The organism is Marinicauda salina (genome assembly GCF_003122085.1).
Classification (GTDB): domain Bacteria; phylum Pseudomonadota; class Alphaproteobacteria; order Caulobacterales; family Maricaulaceae; genus Maricicauda_A; species Maricicauda_A salina.
In genome coordinates this window covers 377,469-391,987 of sequence record NZ_QEXV01000001.1, presented here as the reverse complement: position 1 = coordinate 391,987, position 14,519 = coordinate 377,469, and the positions used below count along the sequence as shown (strand labels likewise).

At 71.2% G+C, this 14,519-nt stretch carries 17 protein-coding genes; 10 read left to right on the top strand and 7 right to left on the bottom strand.

Features of this window, described 5'->3' with window-relative positions; genetic code table 11:
• Position 1: 1 nt before the first annotated feature.
• On the bottom strand, positions 2–682 hold the full coding sequence (locus DDZ18_RS01750) for a dienelactone hydrolase family protein (protein WP_109251630.1): 681 nt from the start codon (positions 680–682) through the stop codon (positions 2–4).
• A gap of 91 nt (positions 683–773) precedes the next feature.
• Here DDZ18_RS01750 and DDZ18_RS01745 point away from each other — a divergent pair, with 91 nt between their 5' ends.
• Positions 774–1,019, top strand: coding sequence for a DUF6489 family protein (locus DDZ18_RS01745; protein ID WP_109251629.1), 246 nt, complete (start codon positions 774–776; stop codon positions 1,017–1,019).
• 10 nt (positions 1,020–1,029) lie between these two features.
• Positions 1,030–2,361 (top strand): tRNA uridine-5-carboxymethylaminomethyl(34) synthesis GTPase MnmE, encoded by a 1,332-nt coding sequence (gene mnmE / locus DDZ18_RS01740; protein WP_109251628.1) that lies wholly within the window; start codon positions 1,030–1,032, stop codon positions 2,359–2,361.
• Positions 2,362–2,369: 8 nt separating this feature from the next.
• Here the strand turns inward: mnmE and DDZ18_RS01735 are convergent, their stop codons facing one another.
• Complete coding sequence (locus DDZ18_RS01735; protein WP_109251627.1) at positions 2,370–2,924, bottom strand: DsrE family protein; 555 nt, start codon at positions 2,922–2,924, stop codon at positions 2,370–2,372.
• 136 nt (positions 2,925–3,060) lie between these two features.
• Between DDZ18_RS01735 and mnmG the strand changes: the two genes are divergently transcribed.
• From mnmG to DDZ18_RS01715, 4 genes are read left to right on the top strand one after another with little or no spacing between them, the layout of a single operon-like run.
• Positions 3,061–4,929 carry a tRNA uridine-5-carboxymethylaminomethyl(34) synthesis enzyme MnmG gene (mnmG, locus tag DDZ18_RS01730; protein WP_109251626.1) on the top strand — a complete coding sequence of 623 codons (1,869 nt, stop codon included), beginning with the start codon at positions 3,061–3,063 and terminating at the stop codon, positions 4,927–4,929.
• 3 nt (positions 4,930–4,932) lie between these two features.
• Positions 4,933–5,571: a 16S rRNA (guanine(527)-N(7))-methyltransferase RsmG gene (rsmG, locus tag DDZ18_RS01725; RefSeq protein ID WP_109251625.1), complete on the top strand. Its 639-nt coding sequence runs from the start codon at positions 4,933–4,935 to the stop codon at positions 5,569–5,571.
• Complete coding sequence (locus DDZ18_RS01720) at positions 5,561–6,394, top strand: ParA family protein (RefSeq protein WP_109251624.1); 834 nt, start codon at positions 5,561–5,563, stop codon at positions 6,392–6,394. The genes rsmG and DDZ18_RS01720 overlap by 11 nt, the downstream gene beginning before the upstream one ends.
• A complete protein-coding gene (locus DDZ18_RS01715; RefSeq protein ID WP_109251623.1) occupies positions 6,391–7,314 on the top strand; it encodes a ParB/RepB/Spo0J family partition protein in 924 nt (307 codons plus the stop codon). The genes DDZ18_RS01720 and DDZ18_RS01715 overlap by 4 nt, the downstream gene beginning before the upstream one ends.
• A gap of 132 nt (positions 7,315–7,446) precedes the next feature.
• Here the strand turns inward: DDZ18_RS01715 and holA are convergent, their stop codons facing one another.
• From holA to DDZ18_RS01700, 3 genes are read right to left on the bottom strand one after another with little or no spacing between them, the layout of a single operon-like run.
• Positions 7,447–8,490, bottom strand: coding sequence for a DNA polymerase III subunit delta (gene holA, locus DDZ18_RS01710; protein ID WP_109251622.1), 1,044 nt, complete (start codon positions 8,488–8,490; stop codon positions 7,447–7,449).
• Positions 8,487–8,984, bottom strand: a complete 498-nt coding sequence (gene lptE / locus DDZ18_RS01705) for an LPS assembly lipoprotein LptE (RefSeq protein ID WP_158272034.1) — start codon at positions 8,982–8,984, stop codon at positions 8,487–8,489. The genes holA and lptE overlap by 4 nt, the downstream gene beginning before the upstream one ends.
• A gap of 23 nt (positions 8,985–9,007) precedes the next feature.
• Positions 9,008–9,499: a DUF3576 domain-containing protein gene (locus tag DDZ18_RS01700; protein WP_109251620.1), complete on the bottom strand. Its 492-nt coding sequence runs from the start codon at positions 9,497–9,499 to the stop codon at positions 9,008–9,010.
• Positions 9,500–9,766: 267 nt separating this feature from the next.
• Between DDZ18_RS01700 and DDZ18_RS01695 the strand changes: the two genes are divergently transcribed.
• A complete protein-coding gene (locus DDZ18_RS01695; protein WP_158272033.1) occupies positions 9,767–11,023 on the top strand; it encodes a porin in 1,257 nt (418 codons plus the stop codon).
• A 95-nt stretch (positions 11,024–11,118) separates the two neighbouring features.
• Positions 11,119–11,721, top strand: a complete 603-nt coding sequence (locus DDZ18_RS01690; RefSeq protein ID WP_109251618.1) for an NtrZ family periplasmic regulatory protein — start codon at positions 11,119–11,121, stop codon at positions 11,719–11,721.
• Here DDZ18_RS01690 and DDZ18_RS01685 read toward each other — a convergent pair.
• A complete protein-coding gene (locus DDZ18_RS01685) occupies positions 11,718–12,344 on the bottom strand; it encodes a thiamine phosphate synthase (RefSeq protein ID WP_158272032.1) in 627 nt (208 codons plus the stop codon). The two genes, DDZ18_RS01690 and DDZ18_RS01685, sit on opposite strands and share 4 nt — an antisense overlap.
• Here DDZ18_RS01685 and DDZ18_RS01680 point away from each other — a divergent pair.
• Positions 12,343–13,026, top strand: coding sequence for a YggS family pyridoxal phosphate-dependent enzyme (locus tag DDZ18_RS01680; RefSeq protein WP_109251617.1), 684 nt, complete (start codon positions 12,343–12,345; stop codon positions 13,024–13,026). The two genes, DDZ18_RS01685 and DDZ18_RS01680, sit on opposite strands and share 2 nt — an antisense overlap.
• On the opposite strand, the gene DDZ18_RS01675 is transcribed toward DDZ18_RS01680, so the two are convergent.
• The gene (locus DDZ18_RS01675) at positions 13,023–13,526 is read right to left on the bottom strand and encodes a L,D-transpeptidase family protein (protein ID WP_109251616.1); all 504 of its coding nucleotides are present in this window, start codon (positions 13,524–13,526) and stop codon (positions 13,023–13,025) included. The genes DDZ18_RS01680 and DDZ18_RS01675 overlap by 4 nt on opposite strands.
• A gap of 303 nt (positions 13,527–13,829) precedes the next feature.
• Here DDZ18_RS01675 and DDZ18_RS01670 point away from each other — a divergent pair, with 303 nt between their 5' ends.
• On the top strand, positions 13,830–14,516 hold the full coding sequence (locus DDZ18_RS01670) for a response regulator transcription factor (RefSeq protein WP_109251615.1): 687 nt from the start codon (positions 13,830–13,832) through the stop codon (positions 14,514–14,516).
• Positions 14,517–14,519 lie beyond the last annotated feature (3 nt).

The following is a 14,519-nucleotide window of genomic DNA, read 5'->3' as shown; positions in this document are numbered from 1 at the left end:
TTCAGCCCAGATTCTGCTGGAAGAAGGCGCGCGTGCGCGTATTGGCGAGTTCGGCGTCCCGGGCGTCGTAGTGCGCGCCGCCGCGTCGAGCGAAGGCGTGGTCGCGCTCGGGATAGCGATGCAGCGTGACGTGGGGATTGTCCTTCAGCCCCTCGACCATCTTCTCCTGGGCGGCCGTGTCGACGAACTCGTCCTGGCCGGCGATATGCAGCATGAGAGGCTTCTCGATGCGGTCGGCCTCGTCGAGATGCTTGTCGATGTTCACGCCGTAATAGCCCACCGTCGCGTCGCAGTCGGTGCGGCAGGCGGTGAGATAGGCCAGCAACCCGCCGAGGCAGTAGCCGACCGCGCCGACCTTGCCGGTCCCGGTCCGGCGGGCGTAGTCGATCACCGCGGCGATGTCCTCGACGCCTTGGTCTGGGTTGAATTTCCCCATTAATTCAAAGGCCTTGTCCCATTCGGCCTGGGTCTTGTCGGTGAGCTGGACGCCCGGTTCGAGCCGCCAGAAGAGATCGGGGCAGACGGCGAGATAACCCTGCTCGGCGAGATCGTCGCAAAGTTCGCGCATGACGTCGTTGACGCCGAAGATCTCCTGGATGACGACGATGGCGGGGCCTTCGCCGGCCTGGTAGGCGGCGAAGTCGCCGTCTTCGGCGGCGATGGTGACTTCCTTGCCGGACATGGGGGTCTCCTGAGTGCTTGGGATGGACGGGCCGGGCCCTTAAGTTCGTCCCTCGACAGGCCGCACGCGGCGAAGCTGAGACGAGGCGAACATGCAGGTCAACATCAATATCGAATGCACGCCGACCGAGGCGCGGGCCTTCTTCGGGCTGCCCGACGTCACCGCGCTCAACGAACAGCTCGTCTCGGAGATGAGCCGGCGCATGCAAGAGAACATGGACGCGCTCGACCCCGAGACGCTCATGCGCACCTGGATGACGATGGGCGGGGAGTGGAGCAAGCACTTCATGGGCCTGATGGGCGAGGCCGCCTCCGGCGGCGGACAATCCAAGAAGTAAGCCCGCGGGTATGACCGACACCATCTTCGCCCTGGCGAGCGCGCCCGGCCGGGCCGGCGTTGCAGTGATGCGCGCGAGCGGCCCGGGCGCCGGCGCGGCGCTCGACGCCGTCGCGGGACCGCCGCGGCCCGAGCCGCGGCGCGCGGCGTTGCGAGAGCTGAAGCGCGCCGACGGGACGAAGATCGATCTCGGTCTGGTGCTCTGGTTCCCGGGCCCGGCGAGCTTCACCGGCGAGGACTGCGTCGAGTTCCACGTCCATGGGGGTCCCGCCGTGGTCGAGGCGCTCGCGGCGGCGCTCACCGCGCAGGATCTGCGCCCGGCCGAGCCCGGCGAGTTCACCCGACGCGCCTTCGAGCATGGCAAGCTCGATCTCACCGAAGCCGAAGGCCTGGCCGATCTCGTCGACGCCGAGACGGAGGGCCAGCGCGCCCAGGCGCTCGCCCAGATGACCGGCGCGCTGAAGGCTCTCTACGAGGGCTGGCGGGAGCGGTTGATCGAAATCCTCGCCGCGATCGAGGGCGAGATCGACTTTCCTGACGAGGAAGACGTGCCCAAGCAGCTGGCGCGCACGGCCGGCCCGCCGCTCGACGCCCTGATCGGCGAGCTGGAGGCGCATCTCGCCGACGATCGGCGCGGCGAGCGGGTGCGCGACGGGTTCGCGATCGCGCTCATCGGCGCGCCCAACGCGGGCAAGTCCTCGCTGCTGAACGTACTGGCGAAGCGGGAGGCCGCGATCGTCACCGAGATCCCGGGCACGACCCGCGACATCGTCGAGGTGCGCCAGGTCCGCGCCGGTTTCCCGGTCATGCTCGCCGACACGGCGGGTCTTCGTGAAGCCGCCGATGTGGTCGAAGCCGAGGGCGTGCGCCGGGCGCTGGCGCGCGCCGAGGAAGCCGATGTCCGGCTCGCGCTGGTGGATGTTTCACGTGAAACACCGGATGCGGACTATCTGGCGCGGCTGCGCCCGGGCGACTCGCTGATCCTCAACAAGACCGATCTCGCCGACGCCCCGCAGATCGCCGCGCCCGACGGCGTGTCAGTCTTTCCGATCTCGGCGGCGACGGGCTCCGGCATCGCCGCGCTCGAGGCCTGGATCGACGCCACGGTGCGCGATCGGTTGTCGATGCGCGAGAGCCCGGCGCTGTCCCGGGCCCGCCATCGCCAGGGCGTCGAGCGCGCCGTCGCCGCGCTCGGCCGCGCCCGCGATCAGCTCACGGAGCATCCCGAGCTCGCCGGCGCCGAGGCGCACGCCGCGCTGCGCGCGCTCGAGGGCCTGACCGGCCGGATCGATGTCGAGGACGTGCTTGACCGCGTCTTCGCCCAGTTCTGCATCGGCAAGTAGGCCGGGGCTCAGAACGGGTTGAGCGTGTAGCCGTCCTGCTGGAGCAGGGCGTGGGCGGTCATCGCCGACAGCGCCATCTCGACGCCGGGCAGGAGGTCGGCGTTGTCGACTCCGTAGACGACGGCGCTCTGGCCGCAGACCTGGATCGTCACGGCTTCCTCGATGAGCGCGGCGACGAGCGCGGCGTTGGCGTGGTCGGCGCCGTCATGGGTCTCCGCATAGAGTTCCGGGCTCGCCACGTCGAACACCGCCCGGCCGTGGACCACGACGGCGAGATCGATGTTCTCGACGGGCACGCCGGCGTTGACATGCATGTCGATGAAGCGCGCCGCGGCGACGAGCGTGCGGTTCATCCCGCCCGGCTCGGCGGGCGTGTTGACGTCGTAGCTGACCTTGAAGGCCGCGTCCTCGGGGAGCGCGACATCGGTCTCGACCGGCGCGATCCGGCTGAACTCGGGAAAGACCGGGCCGGGAGCGAAGGCGGTGAAATCCGGCGTCTGGGCGGACGCCGCGCCGGGGGCGGCGAGGCCGAGCGCGGCGGCGGCGGCGAAACGGACGAGCATGGGCGATCTCCATCTTGACGAGGCGGCAGAGGAGAAGGCCACGGCTCCGGCGGGGCGGCAAGGCGCGTTTCACGTGAAACCGCTTGCGCGCGCGGTCTGGCGAAAGCGGGTCGTTTGGCTTACATCTCGCGCCGTCATGAGCATCGAGCGCGCATACGACGTCATCGTCATCGGCGGCGGCCACGCCGGCTGCGAGGCCGCGAGCGCGGCCGCGCGCCTGGGCGCGGCGACGCTGTTGCTGACCCATCGCGCCGACACGATCGGGGAGATGAGCTGCAATCCCGCGATCGGCGGGCTCGGCAAGGGCCACCTCGTCCGGGAAGTCGACGCGCTGGACGGCGTGATGGGCCGGGTCGCCGACGCGTCGGGCATCCAGTTCCGTCTGCTCAACCGCTCCAAGGGCCCGGCCGTGCGCGGCCCGCGGACCCAGTCCGACCGCAGACTCTACAAGCAGGCCATGCAGGCCGCGCTCGCCGAGACCGCCAACCTCACGATCCGCGAGGCCGCGGTGGAGGATCTCGTCCGGGCGGACGGACGCTGCGTCGGGGTGGTCGACGCCGAGGGGCGGGAATATCGCGCCGGCTCGGTCGTGCTCACGACCGGCACCTTCCTCAAGGGCGTCATCCATCGCGGCGAGGAGCGCATTCCCGCCGGCCGCGACGGCGAGGCGCCGGCCATCGGTCTGTCCGACACGCTCTATGGACTCGGGCTGAGGATGGGCCGGCTCAAGACCGGCACGCCCGCGCGCCTCGACGCGACGACGATCGACTGGGGCGCGCTCGAGCGCCAGGACGCCGACGCCGAGCCGGTTCCCTTCTCCTTCCTGACCGAGCGGATCACGGTTCCGCAGATCGCCTGCGGCATCACCCGGACGACGGAGAAGACGCACGCGGTCATCGAGAAGAATATCGAACGATCGGCCGTCTATGGCGGGGCGATCTCCGGGCGCGGGCCGCGCTACTGCCCCTCGATCGAGGACAAGGTGGTGCGCTTCGCCGACCGGACCAGCCACCAGGTCTTCCTCGAGCCCGAGGGCCTCGACGACGACACGGTCTACCCCAACGGGATCTCGACCTCCCTGCCGGCCGACGTCCAGGACGCGTTTCTGCGGACGATCCCCGGCCTCGAGCGCGCCGCGGTGAAGCGCTACGGCTACGCCATCGAGTACGATTATGTCGATCCGCGCGAGCTGTCGGCGACGCTGGAAGTGCGCGCGCTGCCCGGGCTCTGGCTCGCCGGCCAGATCAACGGCACGACCGGCTACGAGGAGGCCGCCGCCCAGGGGTTGATGGCCGGGTTCAACGCGGCCTTGTCCGCAGGCGGATCGGCGCCCTTCGTGCTCGACCGGTCGGAAGCCTATATCGGCGTCCTGATCGACGATCTCATCACGCGCGGCGTGACCGAGCCCTACCGCATGTTCACGTCGCGGGCCGAATACCGGCTCACCCTGCGCGCCGACAACGCCGATCAGCGCCTGACCGACAAGGCGATCGCGCTCGGCGCGGCGAGCGTTTCACGTGAAACGGCCTGGCGGGAGAAGGCCGCCGCGCTGGAAGCGGCGCGGAGCCGGGTGCGCGCGCTCTCGATGACGCCCACGGAAGCCCGCCGCGCCGGGCTCGACGTCAACCAGGACGGCCGTTGCCGCAATGCGCTGGAGCTGCTGTCGCATCCGAAGATCGGCTGGGACGATGTCGCGCGTGTCTGGCCGGAGCTCGACGATCTGGCCGAACCGATCGCCGAACAGATCCGGATCGACGCGGTCTATCACGGCTATCTCGACCGCCAGGAGGCCGACATTCTCGCCTTCCGCCGCGACGAGGGCGTGCGCATCCCGGCCGGCTTCGACTACGCCGCCGTCGGCGGGCTGTCGAACGAAGTCCGCGAGAAGCTCGAAGCCGCCGCCCCGGCGACGCTGGGTCAGGCCGGGCGCATCGAGGGCGTGACCCCGGGCGCGCTCACCGCGCTTCTGGCCCACCTCAAGCGCGCGCAGAAGCAGGCCGGCTGATCGATGAGCGAGGATTTCGACGCGGAGGCGTTCCGCCGGCGCGCAGGTGTTTCACGTGAAACACTCCAGCGGTTCGAGACCTGGCGCCGCCGCCTCGCGGAACGCAACGCCGTCGTCAACCTCGTCGGCAAATCGACCCTGCCGGATTTCTGGGTCCGCCACGCGCTCGATTCCTGGCAGATCTACGAACTCGCGCCGGACAAGCCGCGCTGGCTCGATATCGGGGCGGGCGCCGGTTTTCCCGGGTTGGCCGTCGCCTTCGGCCTGATGGATCGCGGCGTCGCCGGCGCCGACGTCGCGCTGGTCGAATCGATCCGCAAGAAGGCCGATTTTCTCTCCGATGTGGTCGCCGAGACCGGCGCGCCGGCCCGCGTTCTTCCGGTGCGCGCAGAATCGCTCGATCCGGACATGCGCGTCGACGTCGTCACCGCGCGGGCCGTGGCCAGCCTCACGAAACTGATCGGATACGCCCGCCCGTTTGTGGAAAATGGGGCGATCGCGCTGTTCCCCAAGGGCGCGCGTCACCGGGATGAATTGACCGAAGCGCGGAAAAGCTGGAGTCTCGATCTTGAGGTCCTGGCCAGCGAGACCGCGCCGGACGCCGCCATACTGAAAATCGAAAGGATCGCCCGTGTCCGCTGATCCCCGCTCCAATCCGCCCAAGGTGATCGCCATCGCCAACCAGAAGGGCGGGGTGGGCAAGACCACGACCGCGATCAATCTCGCCACGGCGCTCGCGGCGATCGGCCAGAAGGTGGTCGTGCTCGATCTCGATCCGCAGGGCAACGCCTCGACGGGGCTGGGCGTCGGCCGGGCGTCGCGCCGGGCGACCTCCTACGACGTCCTGGTCTCCGAGCGTCCGATGGAGGACGCGCTCATCGACACCGACGTGCCGGGCCTGGCGATCATCCCGTCCGACGCCGATCTGTCCGGCGCCGAGCTCGAGCTCGCCCAGGCGCCGCGCCGGTCATACCGGCTGCGTCACGCCATCGATCGTTTCCGCCGCGCGCTGGCGGCCAAGGGCGCCCATTGCGACTATGTCCTCATCGACTGCCCGCCCTCGCTCAACCTGCTCACGGTCAACGCCATGACGGCGGCCGACTCGGTGTTGGTGCCGCTTCAGTGCGAGTTCTTCGCGCTGGAGGGCCTCACCCAATTGATGCGAACGATCGATCTGGTCCGCGGCAATCTGAACCGCGATCTCGATATCCAGGGCGTCGTGCTGACCATGTACGACAAGCGCAACAATCTCTCCGAACAGGTCGCCGCCGACGTCCGCGAGTATTTCGGCGACAAGGTCTACGAGACCATGATCCCGCGCAATGTCCGGGTCTCCGAGGCGCCGTCCTTCGGCAAGCCGGTCATCCTCTACGACATGAACTGCGCCGGCGCGCAGGCCTATATCGCGCTCGCCCGCGAGGTCGTGCGCCAGGAGCGCAGCTCGACCGAGAAGGTGCCGGCATGAGCGCCGACGAACCCCAGCGCACGCGCGGTCTCGGCCGCGGCCTCGCCGCGCTGCTGGGCGAAGGCGAGGAGGCCGAGGGCCTGCGCGGCGAGGCCGCGGACGCTGGCGGCGGCCGCGGCGTGCGCGAGATCCCGATCGAGCTGATCGAACGCAATCCCGACCAGCCCCGCCAGGCCTTCGACGAGGACGCGCTGTCCGAACTCGCCGACTCGATCGCCGAGAAGGGCCTGCTCCAGCCGCTGCTCGTCCGGCCCGCGCCGGGCGCCGAGGAGCGCTACCAGATCGTCGCCGGCGAACGCCGCTGGCGCGCCGCCCAGAAGGCGCGCCTGCACGCCGCGCCGTGTCTGGTGCGCGAGCTCACCGATCGCGAGACCCTCGAGATCGCGATCGTGGAGAACGTCCAGAGGACCGATCTCAACGCCGTCGAGGAGGCGCGCGCCTTCCGCCAGCTGATCGAGAATTTTGGTCATACCCAGGAAGAGGTCGCCCGCGCCGTCGGCAAGTCGCGCGTCCACGTGGCCAACACGCTGAGGCTCCTGGCGCTGCCCGACCCGGTCCTCGACCGGCTGGCCCGCCGCGAGATCAGCGCCGGGCACGCCCGCGCCGTCGCCTCGGCGCCGGACCCGGCCGCGCTCGCCGACGAGATCGTCGAGAAGGGGCTCTCGGTCCGCGCCGCCGAGGCGCTGGCGCGCAAGTCGGGCGCGCCGGAGCGCAAGGGCCGGTCGCGCGCGCCGTCCGGCGGCGGGAAGGACGCCGACACCCGCGCGCTCGAGGCCGATCTCTCGGAGCGGCTCGGCCTCGAGGTCGACCTCAGTCATACCGGCGAGGCCGGCGAGCTTCGGATTCGGTATTCGACTCTCGAGCAGCTCGACGATCTGTGCCGGCGCCTCACCCAGGATGGCGCCTCGGGCGCATACTGATCTCAGGTTGCAGCGCTCAGAGCGCGTGAAATTCCGAACGCCGCACCCCTGTAGGGCTCACGCGCCGTCAGCGGCGACTTATGCGTAAGTCTCTATAATAACAATGTTATTTTTACGCACGAACGTGCGGTTTCAGCGCATGTCGCGAGCGGCGCGCGCCAGGCGCAGCAAAAGCTCGCCCACGATCGCCTCGGCCGGCGCCCCGGCGCGCTTGACTTGGCGCTCGGCGTCGAAGGCCAGTCGGCGCGCCCGGTCGAGGCGCCGGCCGCGCCAGAGGCCCGCCGTTCGCCGGAACCGCTCGGCGGGCGGACCGAAGCGCGGCGCGCCGCTGCGCGCGAGCGCCGAGGCGTCGCCCCCGGCGGCGTGGAACGCGTCGATCTGGTCGATCTTGCGCTGGAGCGCGCGCAGCACGCCGACCGGGTTGGCGCCCGAGGCGAGAACCCGGGCGTAGCCGCGGTCGGCCGCGGCGACGTCGCCGGCGAGCGCGGTGTCGATCGCCTGGTCGAGCGCGGCCTCGGCGCCGGCGGCCGACACCGCGGCGATGTCGGCGCGCTCGACGGTCGCGGTCTCGCCGCCGCGCTGGTCCTTCAGCCCCTTGTATAGCATGAGCTTCTCGATCTCGCCGCGCGCCAGGCGCCGGTCGCCCTCGAGCAACGTTCCGAGCATGGATCGCGCATCGGGCGCGATCTCGATCGCCTCGGCGGCGAAGCTTTCCTCGGCGAGCCCAAGCAGATCGCGGGCGTCGTCGGCGTAGCAGGGCAGGGCCAATGTGTGGGCCCCGGCCTCCGCGGCCTTGCGCAGCTTCGAGCCGGGCTTCAGATCGCCGGCCTCGATGACCAGCCGCGCCTCGGCGGCGGCCGAGCCGGCTTCGAGGTCGGCGAGCCAGGCCGCCGTCGGCGCGGAATCCGAGGCCAGCCTCAGACGCACCAGCCGGTCGCCGCCGGTGAGCGAGAGCGCCGCCATCGCATCGGCGAGCGCCGACGGCTCGGCCTTCAGGTCTTCGTCGGTCAGCCGGCTGACGCAGAACGGATCGGCCGGATCGGCGACGAGCGCGGTCGCCAGCCGCTCCGCCCGCTCGCGCACCAGGCCGAGATCGGGTCCGAATACGAGGAAGGCCGCGATGTCGGGTTTCGGCCGGGCGACCGCGGCGTCGACCTCGCGCGCCTTGACCTTCACGGCGCGCCCCGCCCGGCGGTGACGGGCTGGAGCTGGGCGGCGAGCGCGCGGGCGAGCCGCTCCGCGGCCAGGCGGGCGGCCCGCTCCTCCGCGTTCGAGCGCGTCGCGATCAGCGCATAGGGTTCGTTCGGCGCGTCGAAATACGCCGTTTCGGAGATCCGCCCGGAGACGGCCTCGGGGCCGCCGTCGAGGCGATAGTCCACGGTGATCACGAGCGCATACCGGGTGGCCCGGCCGCTGGCCGAAACGCCGAGGCTGCGCTCGTCGGTCTCGGTGTTGAGCGTGATCCGGTAGCGGCTGTCGCCCGCGCCGAGATGATCGCGCAGCGCGTTCTGGACGAGATAGTCGACGCGCTCGGGTCCGGCTTCGACGCGCGCGCCGGCCAGCGCGGCGTACGGCGCGCCCCCGTAGAGCGGGCGAAAACCGCACCCGGCGAGCGCGATCGTCAGGAACGCGACGCCGGCGGCGAGGAGAAGGGGTCTCCGGCGCGGCATCGCGACTCCTCCGGCGGCCCGCCTCAGTCCTCGACCTGCGCGATGCGGTACTGGCGGGCGCGCGTGAGGATGGCGTTCTCGATCTGGATGCGGGTCGCGGGATCGACGGAGGCGTCGGCCCATTCGCCGTCCTCGGCGCCGCGCACCTGCTTGAAAAGCTGGACCGACAGGGCGTCGGCGCGCAGCCGCGTGTCGAGGATGTAGGCCGTCGCCTTGAAGCGCTCGTTGGGCTGCTCGGGATTGGCGTACCAGTCGGTGATGATCACGCCGCCGAACGGGTCCACCTGCTCGAGCGGCATGAAGGACAGCGTGTCCAGCGTCGCGCGCCAAAGGAAGCTGTTCACGCCGATGCCCGCCTCGGGACCGACGCCGCTTTCCCCGGAGCCGAGCCGACCGGTGAGCCCGCTCAGCAGGCCGCCCTCGTCGCCAGAGCTGTTCGCATTCGAACCGCAGGCGGACAGCGCGCCCGCGCAGACGAGAACGGCGGCCGCGGAAAGGAGTCGGTTTCGAGCCATGTATGCAGTCTCCTGGCGAGGCGCGGAATCGGCGATGGAGAACTGCGCCGCCTGTAACGGCGCATAAGAACAACCGCTTCTATACCATGTGTCATGCGGGAGGCCAGACCCGATCCGGCCCCGGGCGGCTCGCGGCGGCGTGACATTTGCGTCACTATTCGCCGGCGCGTTAACCCCGCGCGCGCCATCCTCCTTGACCCGAACGCGCCTTCGCCTGTGTTGTATCGCCCTGTCCGGGGGGACGGGGCGATCGGCGGGGCCGCGAGTATGAGACCTGCGCGCGACGCGATTTTCACCGCCGTCGCCTGCGCCCTGCTCGCGGCCGCGCCGACATTCTCCCAGGACCTTTCCAGCATTACGAATTCGAGCTCGACCGGTTCCGGAGTCGAGCGCATCGGACCGTTCTCGCCGGACGTCTCCCTCGCCGTCGACGCGCTGGCGGCCGCCGGCGATGTCGATGCGGCCGAGACCGGCCCGTATGCCGATCTCGATCTCGACCTGGAGCTGGAGGCCGTCACCCGGGGCGGGCTTCGCTGGGGCGCGGCTTTCGGCGTCCGCGCGCGCCGCGGCGACGGGCGGCGCGGCTTCGCGCGGCCCGTGGGGGATTGTCCCGTGACAGTGGCCGGCTGCCCGGCGATCGGCGGGCGGACGCCGGCGGGCGCGGCGACCGGCCTGCACGCCGCCCCGGTTCTCGACGCCGGGGACCCGCGCATCGCGCTCGACGAGGCGGCGGCTTTCGTGAAGGGCGGCTGGGGCGAGATCCGCATCGGTCGCGGCCCCGGTGCGGCGGCGCTCGAAGCCGCTCCCGGACCGGGCGCCTTCCGGCTCGCGCGCGCCGACGGGCCGCTGATCGACGCGACCGGCCTGGCGCTGGCGGACACGACCGACCGGCTCTCCGGCGCGGCGGCCAAGATCACCGCGCGGACGCGGCGCCTCGCCGGGTTCCGCGCCTCGGCGTCGTGGACCCCGGAGGCGGACTGGTGCGGCGTGGATGTCTGCCGGCTGGACGGACGGGACGCGGTCGCCACGCCCGCCGTCGAGAATGTCCGGGAGGTCGGCGTCTCCTTCGACCGCCGGTTCCGCTCGAGCGGGCGACGCTGGACGCTGTCGGCGGGTTACGCCGCGGGCGAGGTGGCGGGCCCGCTCGCGAGCGCTTTCGCGGATCCCTGGTCGGTCAGCGCGCGGGCCTCGCTGGAGGCCGGCCCGGCGGCCATAGGCGTGTCCTGGCTGAAGACGAATGACGGGTTCGAGGACGGCGACTACGAGGCCTGGGCGGCTTCGGCGAGCATCGAGCGGGGGGCCTGGCTGGCCGCGCTCGAATTCGCCGCCGGCGACAGCGATTTCCTCGACGCCGAGGGGTGGAGCGTCCAGCTCGGCGCCTCGCGCCTGTTCGAGTCCGGCCTGCTGCTCGGCGTCGGTCTCGCCCGGGCCGAACAGACCGCCCCGGTCGCCGGGCCGGGCGGAATCGTCGGCGCGGACGCCGACGCCGTGATCGGCTTCGTCGAGACAGGGTGGCGATTTTGACACGCTCCCGGCTTTTTGAACCGGGCGTCGAAGCAACCCCTTACGTCGCGGCGTTCGAGTCCCTATAGTTGATTGTCCAGTGGGAGGTGACCGACTTGCGCCGAATCGCGCTCAGCCTTGTCGCCGCATCGACGGCCGCGCTCTTGAGCGCGCCCGCTGCGCTTGCGCAGGCGGCGGCGCCGAACGCCGACTCGTTCGCGCTCGGCGGCGTTTCGCTGATCGACGCGTCGGCGGCGCAGGGCCAGGCCGTCGAGGTCGACGCCTCCATGCTGGCGGTTGCGGCCGAGGCCCGGTCCCGTGCGGATGACGATGCGCGGGAGACGGTGGCCGAGCAGTCCGAACCGGAGCTCCAGCCGGTCGCGCCCATGAACGACACCGGCGCGCCCGACGCGGAGGTCTGGTACGAGCGGTTCACGCTCGCCTCGCCCAGCCACATGCCGTCGCCGTGGGGCGACGAGGCCGCCGAGTTTGAGATCCCCGCGGGCGAGCGCTGGGGCTTCACGCTCGGCATCTCCGAGCCGACACAAGGTCCGCAGTTCGAGATCGAGGACATGCGCGCCGGCGCCTTCTTCGAGCTGAACGAGCGCCTGCGTCTGGGCGGTCAGTTCCGCTTCTCCTCGCCCGAGCGCGACTTCTTCGGCGAGCAGGGCGACGAGCAGGCGCCCGAGATCAAGTTCGAATCCGCCTTCCGCTTCTAGGCGGGCGCTTCATCCCCGATCGCTGACACCACCGCCGCGCCGGCGAAGCCCAGCCCGCGCAGGCGCTTGATCGTGCGCGCGTCGACGCCGCCGAGCGCATAGACCGGCCGCCGCGCGCGCCGGGCGAGCGCGCCGGCGCGCAACCGGCCGATCGGCGCGCCCGCGCTGGGGCTCGTCGACGCGAACACGGGCGACAGGAACACCGCATCGACATCGCGCTGCGCCCGGCGGATCGCCGCGGCGTCATGCGCGCTCGCCGTCTGGATCCAGTCCGGCCGCCGCCGGCGCCATCCGCGCGCTTCGCCGGCGCGGGCCTCGGGCCAGTGGACGCCCGCGGCGCCGATGGACTCCGCCAGCTCGGGATCGGCGGCGATGAGCAGAATGAGGCTGCGCTCGCCCGCGACCGCGGCCAGCGGCCCGGCCAGTTCAATCTGGTCGGGGCGACCGAAATGGCGCAGCACGATTCCGCAGCCGCGCGGGAGAGTGCGCGCGACCGAAAGCGGATCGGACAGGCGGTCGGGATCGGTGAACACGAACAGGGCCGGCAGGCGGCCGCGCGGCCCATCGAGCCGCCGGGCCGCCCTTGCCAGCGCCGTCGCGGCGTCATAGGCAGTCCCCGCCATGTCCTCCGCTCCCGATACTCCCGTCGCCGAGGCGCGCGCCGATATCCTCGCGCGCATCGCCGCGGCCGCCAAGGCAGTCGGGCGCGACCCCGCCTCGGTGACGCTGACGGCGGTGTCCAAGAAGCAGCCCGACGATCGCGTCGAAGCGGCGCTCGACGCCGGTCAGCGCGTGTTCGGCGAGAACCGCGTGCAGGAGGCCGAGGCCCGCTGGGGCGAACGGCGCGACCGCGTCCCCGATCTCGAGCTGCGCCTGGTGGGGCCGCTGCAGACGAACAAGGCCGAGGCCGCCGTCGCGCTGTTCGACGTCATCGAGACGCTTGATCGCGACAAGCTGGCCAAGGCGCTGGTGAAGGCCTCGAAGAAGACGGGCCGGACGCCACGGCTCTATGTCCAGGTCAATACAGGCGAGGAGCCTCAGAAGGCCGGCGTGGCGCCCGGCGACGTCGTCGATTTCGTCGATCGCATGCGCGACGAGCACGGCCTGGCGATCGAGGGGCTGATGTGCATCCCGCCGGCGGACGAGCCCGCCGCGCCGCATTTCGCGCTGCTGGCGAAGCGCGCCGCCGAGTGCGGGCTCGACAAGCTGTCGATGGGCATGAGCGGCGATTACGAGACCGCCGTGCGCCTGGGCGCCACGTCGGTGCGGGTCGGTTCCGCGCTGTTCGGCGAGCGGCCGGGCTAGGCGCGGATTTCGACGAGATCGCCCGGCCAGGCCGCGGCCAGGACCTCCAGCAGATCGGCGCGGGCCAGCGCGATGCACCCGCGCGTGGGCGGATAGCCCGGCTTGGCGCAGTGCAGGAAGATCGCCGAGCCGGCGCCGGCGACGGGGGGATCGTCGTTGTGACCGAGGACGACGACGATGTCATAAAGCTCGTCGTCGCGCATCATCTCTTCGCTCGACGCGGGATAGGGCCGTCGGACCGGGCGGTTATAGCCCGGGTCGCCGGGATCGTCGCACCAGCCGTCGTCGGCGGCGATCGGGTCGAGGACCAGCGCGGTCTCCGGACGGTCGAGCCGGTCGGCGCGCCAGACGCCGCGGCGCATCGCCCAGCGCCCGGCCGGGCTGGCCCCGTCACCCTCGCGCTTGGCGTCGGCGGCGACGACTCCGCCCGCGCCGAGCGCGCAGCGAAAGGTCCGGTCGCCGAAGCGGCAGCCTCCGTCGGCATGTGCGGTCAGAATCATGGAAAACGATACTAGGTCGACCGGGCGCGCGCGTCTCGCCGGGCGGGTCGGCGCGGGACGCTTCCGAGCGCGGCGCGCCGCGCAGGCGGAGGCGCCCCGTCGCCTTCCCCACCACGGGATGGCGACTGCGGATAACCGCAGCCTCACGAAGATTTTAAGCAAAGTCCGGGCCGCGACGTCGTATGCCCGTGAGCGTGCTGCGCCTTGCCTTCACGGGCCAAGGCGGGCAAGGCTTTCCCGGCAGGAATCGCCGGTCGGCAAAATTTTCCCACCCGCCTTTCCGGACGAGTCAGGACCCGAATCATGGCGACAAAGAAAACCGTGCTCATCGTCGATGACGACGACGAACTCCGCGAAGCGCTCGCCGAACAGTTCTCCTATGACGACGAGTTCGACGTGCTTTCGGCGGCGACGGCGCGCGAGGGCATGGCCGTCGCCCAGGACCAGCGCGCCGACGTCATCATCCTCGATGTCGGCCTGCCCGACATGGACGGGCGCGAGGCCTGCCGGCTCTTGCGCAAGGCCGACGTCACCACGCCCATCATCCTGCTCACCGCGCAGTCGGGCGACGCCGACCACGTGCTGGGTCTGCGCTCGGGCGCGAACGATTTCCTGGCCAAGCCGATCTCCTTCGTCGTGCTGCTCGAGCGGGTGAACAACCAGCTGCGCCGCCACGAGCAGTCCGAGGACGCCGTCCTCCAGGTCGGGCCCTACCAGTTCAGGCCGGCGATGAAGCTGCTGATCGACTCCGAGGGCAAGAAGGTCCGCCTGACGGAGAAGGAAACCAACATCCTGAAATATCTCTATCGCGCCGGCGGGGAGTCGATCTCGCGCGAGGAGCTGCTCGACAAGGTGTGGGGCTATCACCGCGAGGCCAACACCCACACGCTGGAGACGCATGTCTACCGGCTGCGCCAGAAGATCGAGCCCGATCCCCAGCGCGCGCGCATCCTGATCACCGAGAGCGGCGGCTACCGCCTGCAGGCCTGACCC

Coding starts and splice junctions, on each gene's coding strand:
- DDZ18_RS01750 (WP_109251630.1), bottom strand. CDS start 682: ATGTCCGGCAAGGAAGTCACCATCGCCGCCGAAGACGGCGACTTCGCC.
- DDZ18_RS01745 (WP_109251629.1), top strand. CDS start 774: ATGCAGGTCAACATCAATATCGAATGCACGCCGACCGAGGCGCGGGCC.
- mnmE (WP_109251628.1), top strand. CDS start 1,030: ATGACCGACACCATCTTCGCCCTGGCGAGCGCGCCCGGCCGGGCCGGC.
- DDZ18_RS01735 (WP_109251627.1), bottom strand. CDS start 2,924: ATGCTCGTCCGTTTCGCCGCCGCCGCCGCGCTCGGCCTCGCCGCCCCC.
- mnmG (WP_109251626.1), top strand. CDS start 3,061: ATGAGCATCGAGCGCGCATACGACGTCATCGTCATCGGCGGCGGCCAC.
- rsmG (WP_109251625.1), top strand. CDS start 4,933: ATGAGCGAGGATTTCGACGCGGAGGCGTTCCGCCGGCGCGCAGGTGTT.
- DDZ18_RS01715 (WP_109251623.1), top strand. CDS start 6,391: ATGAGCGCCGACGAACCCCAGCGCACGCGCGGTCTCGGCCGCGGCCTC.
- lptE (WP_158272034.1), bottom strand. CDS start 8,984: ATGCCGCGCCGGAGACCCCTTCTCCTCGCCGCCGGCGTCGCGTTCCTG.
- DDZ18_RS01700 (WP_109251620.1), bottom strand. CDS start 9,499: ATGGCTCGAAACCGACTCCTTTCCGCGGCCGCCGTTCTCGTCTGCGCG.
- DDZ18_RS01695 (WP_158272033.1), top strand. CDS start 9,767: ATGAGACCTGCGCGCGACGCGATTTTCACCGCCGTCGCCTGCGCCCTG.
- DDZ18_RS01680 (WP_109251617.1), top strand. CDS start 12,343: ATGTCCTCCGCTCCCGATACTCCCGTCGCCGAGGCGCGCGCCGATATC.
- DDZ18_RS01685 (WP_158272032.1), bottom strand. CDS start 12,344: ATGGCGGGGACTGCCTATGACGCCGCGACGGCGCTGGCAAGGGCGGCC.
- DDZ18_RS01675 (WP_109251616.1), bottom strand. CDS start 13,526: ATGATTCTGACCGCACATGCCGACGGAGGCTGCCGCTTCGGCGACCGG.
- DDZ18_RS01670 (WP_109251615.1), top strand. CDS start 13,830: ATGGCGACAAAGAAAACCGTGCTCATCGTCGATGACGACGACGAACTC.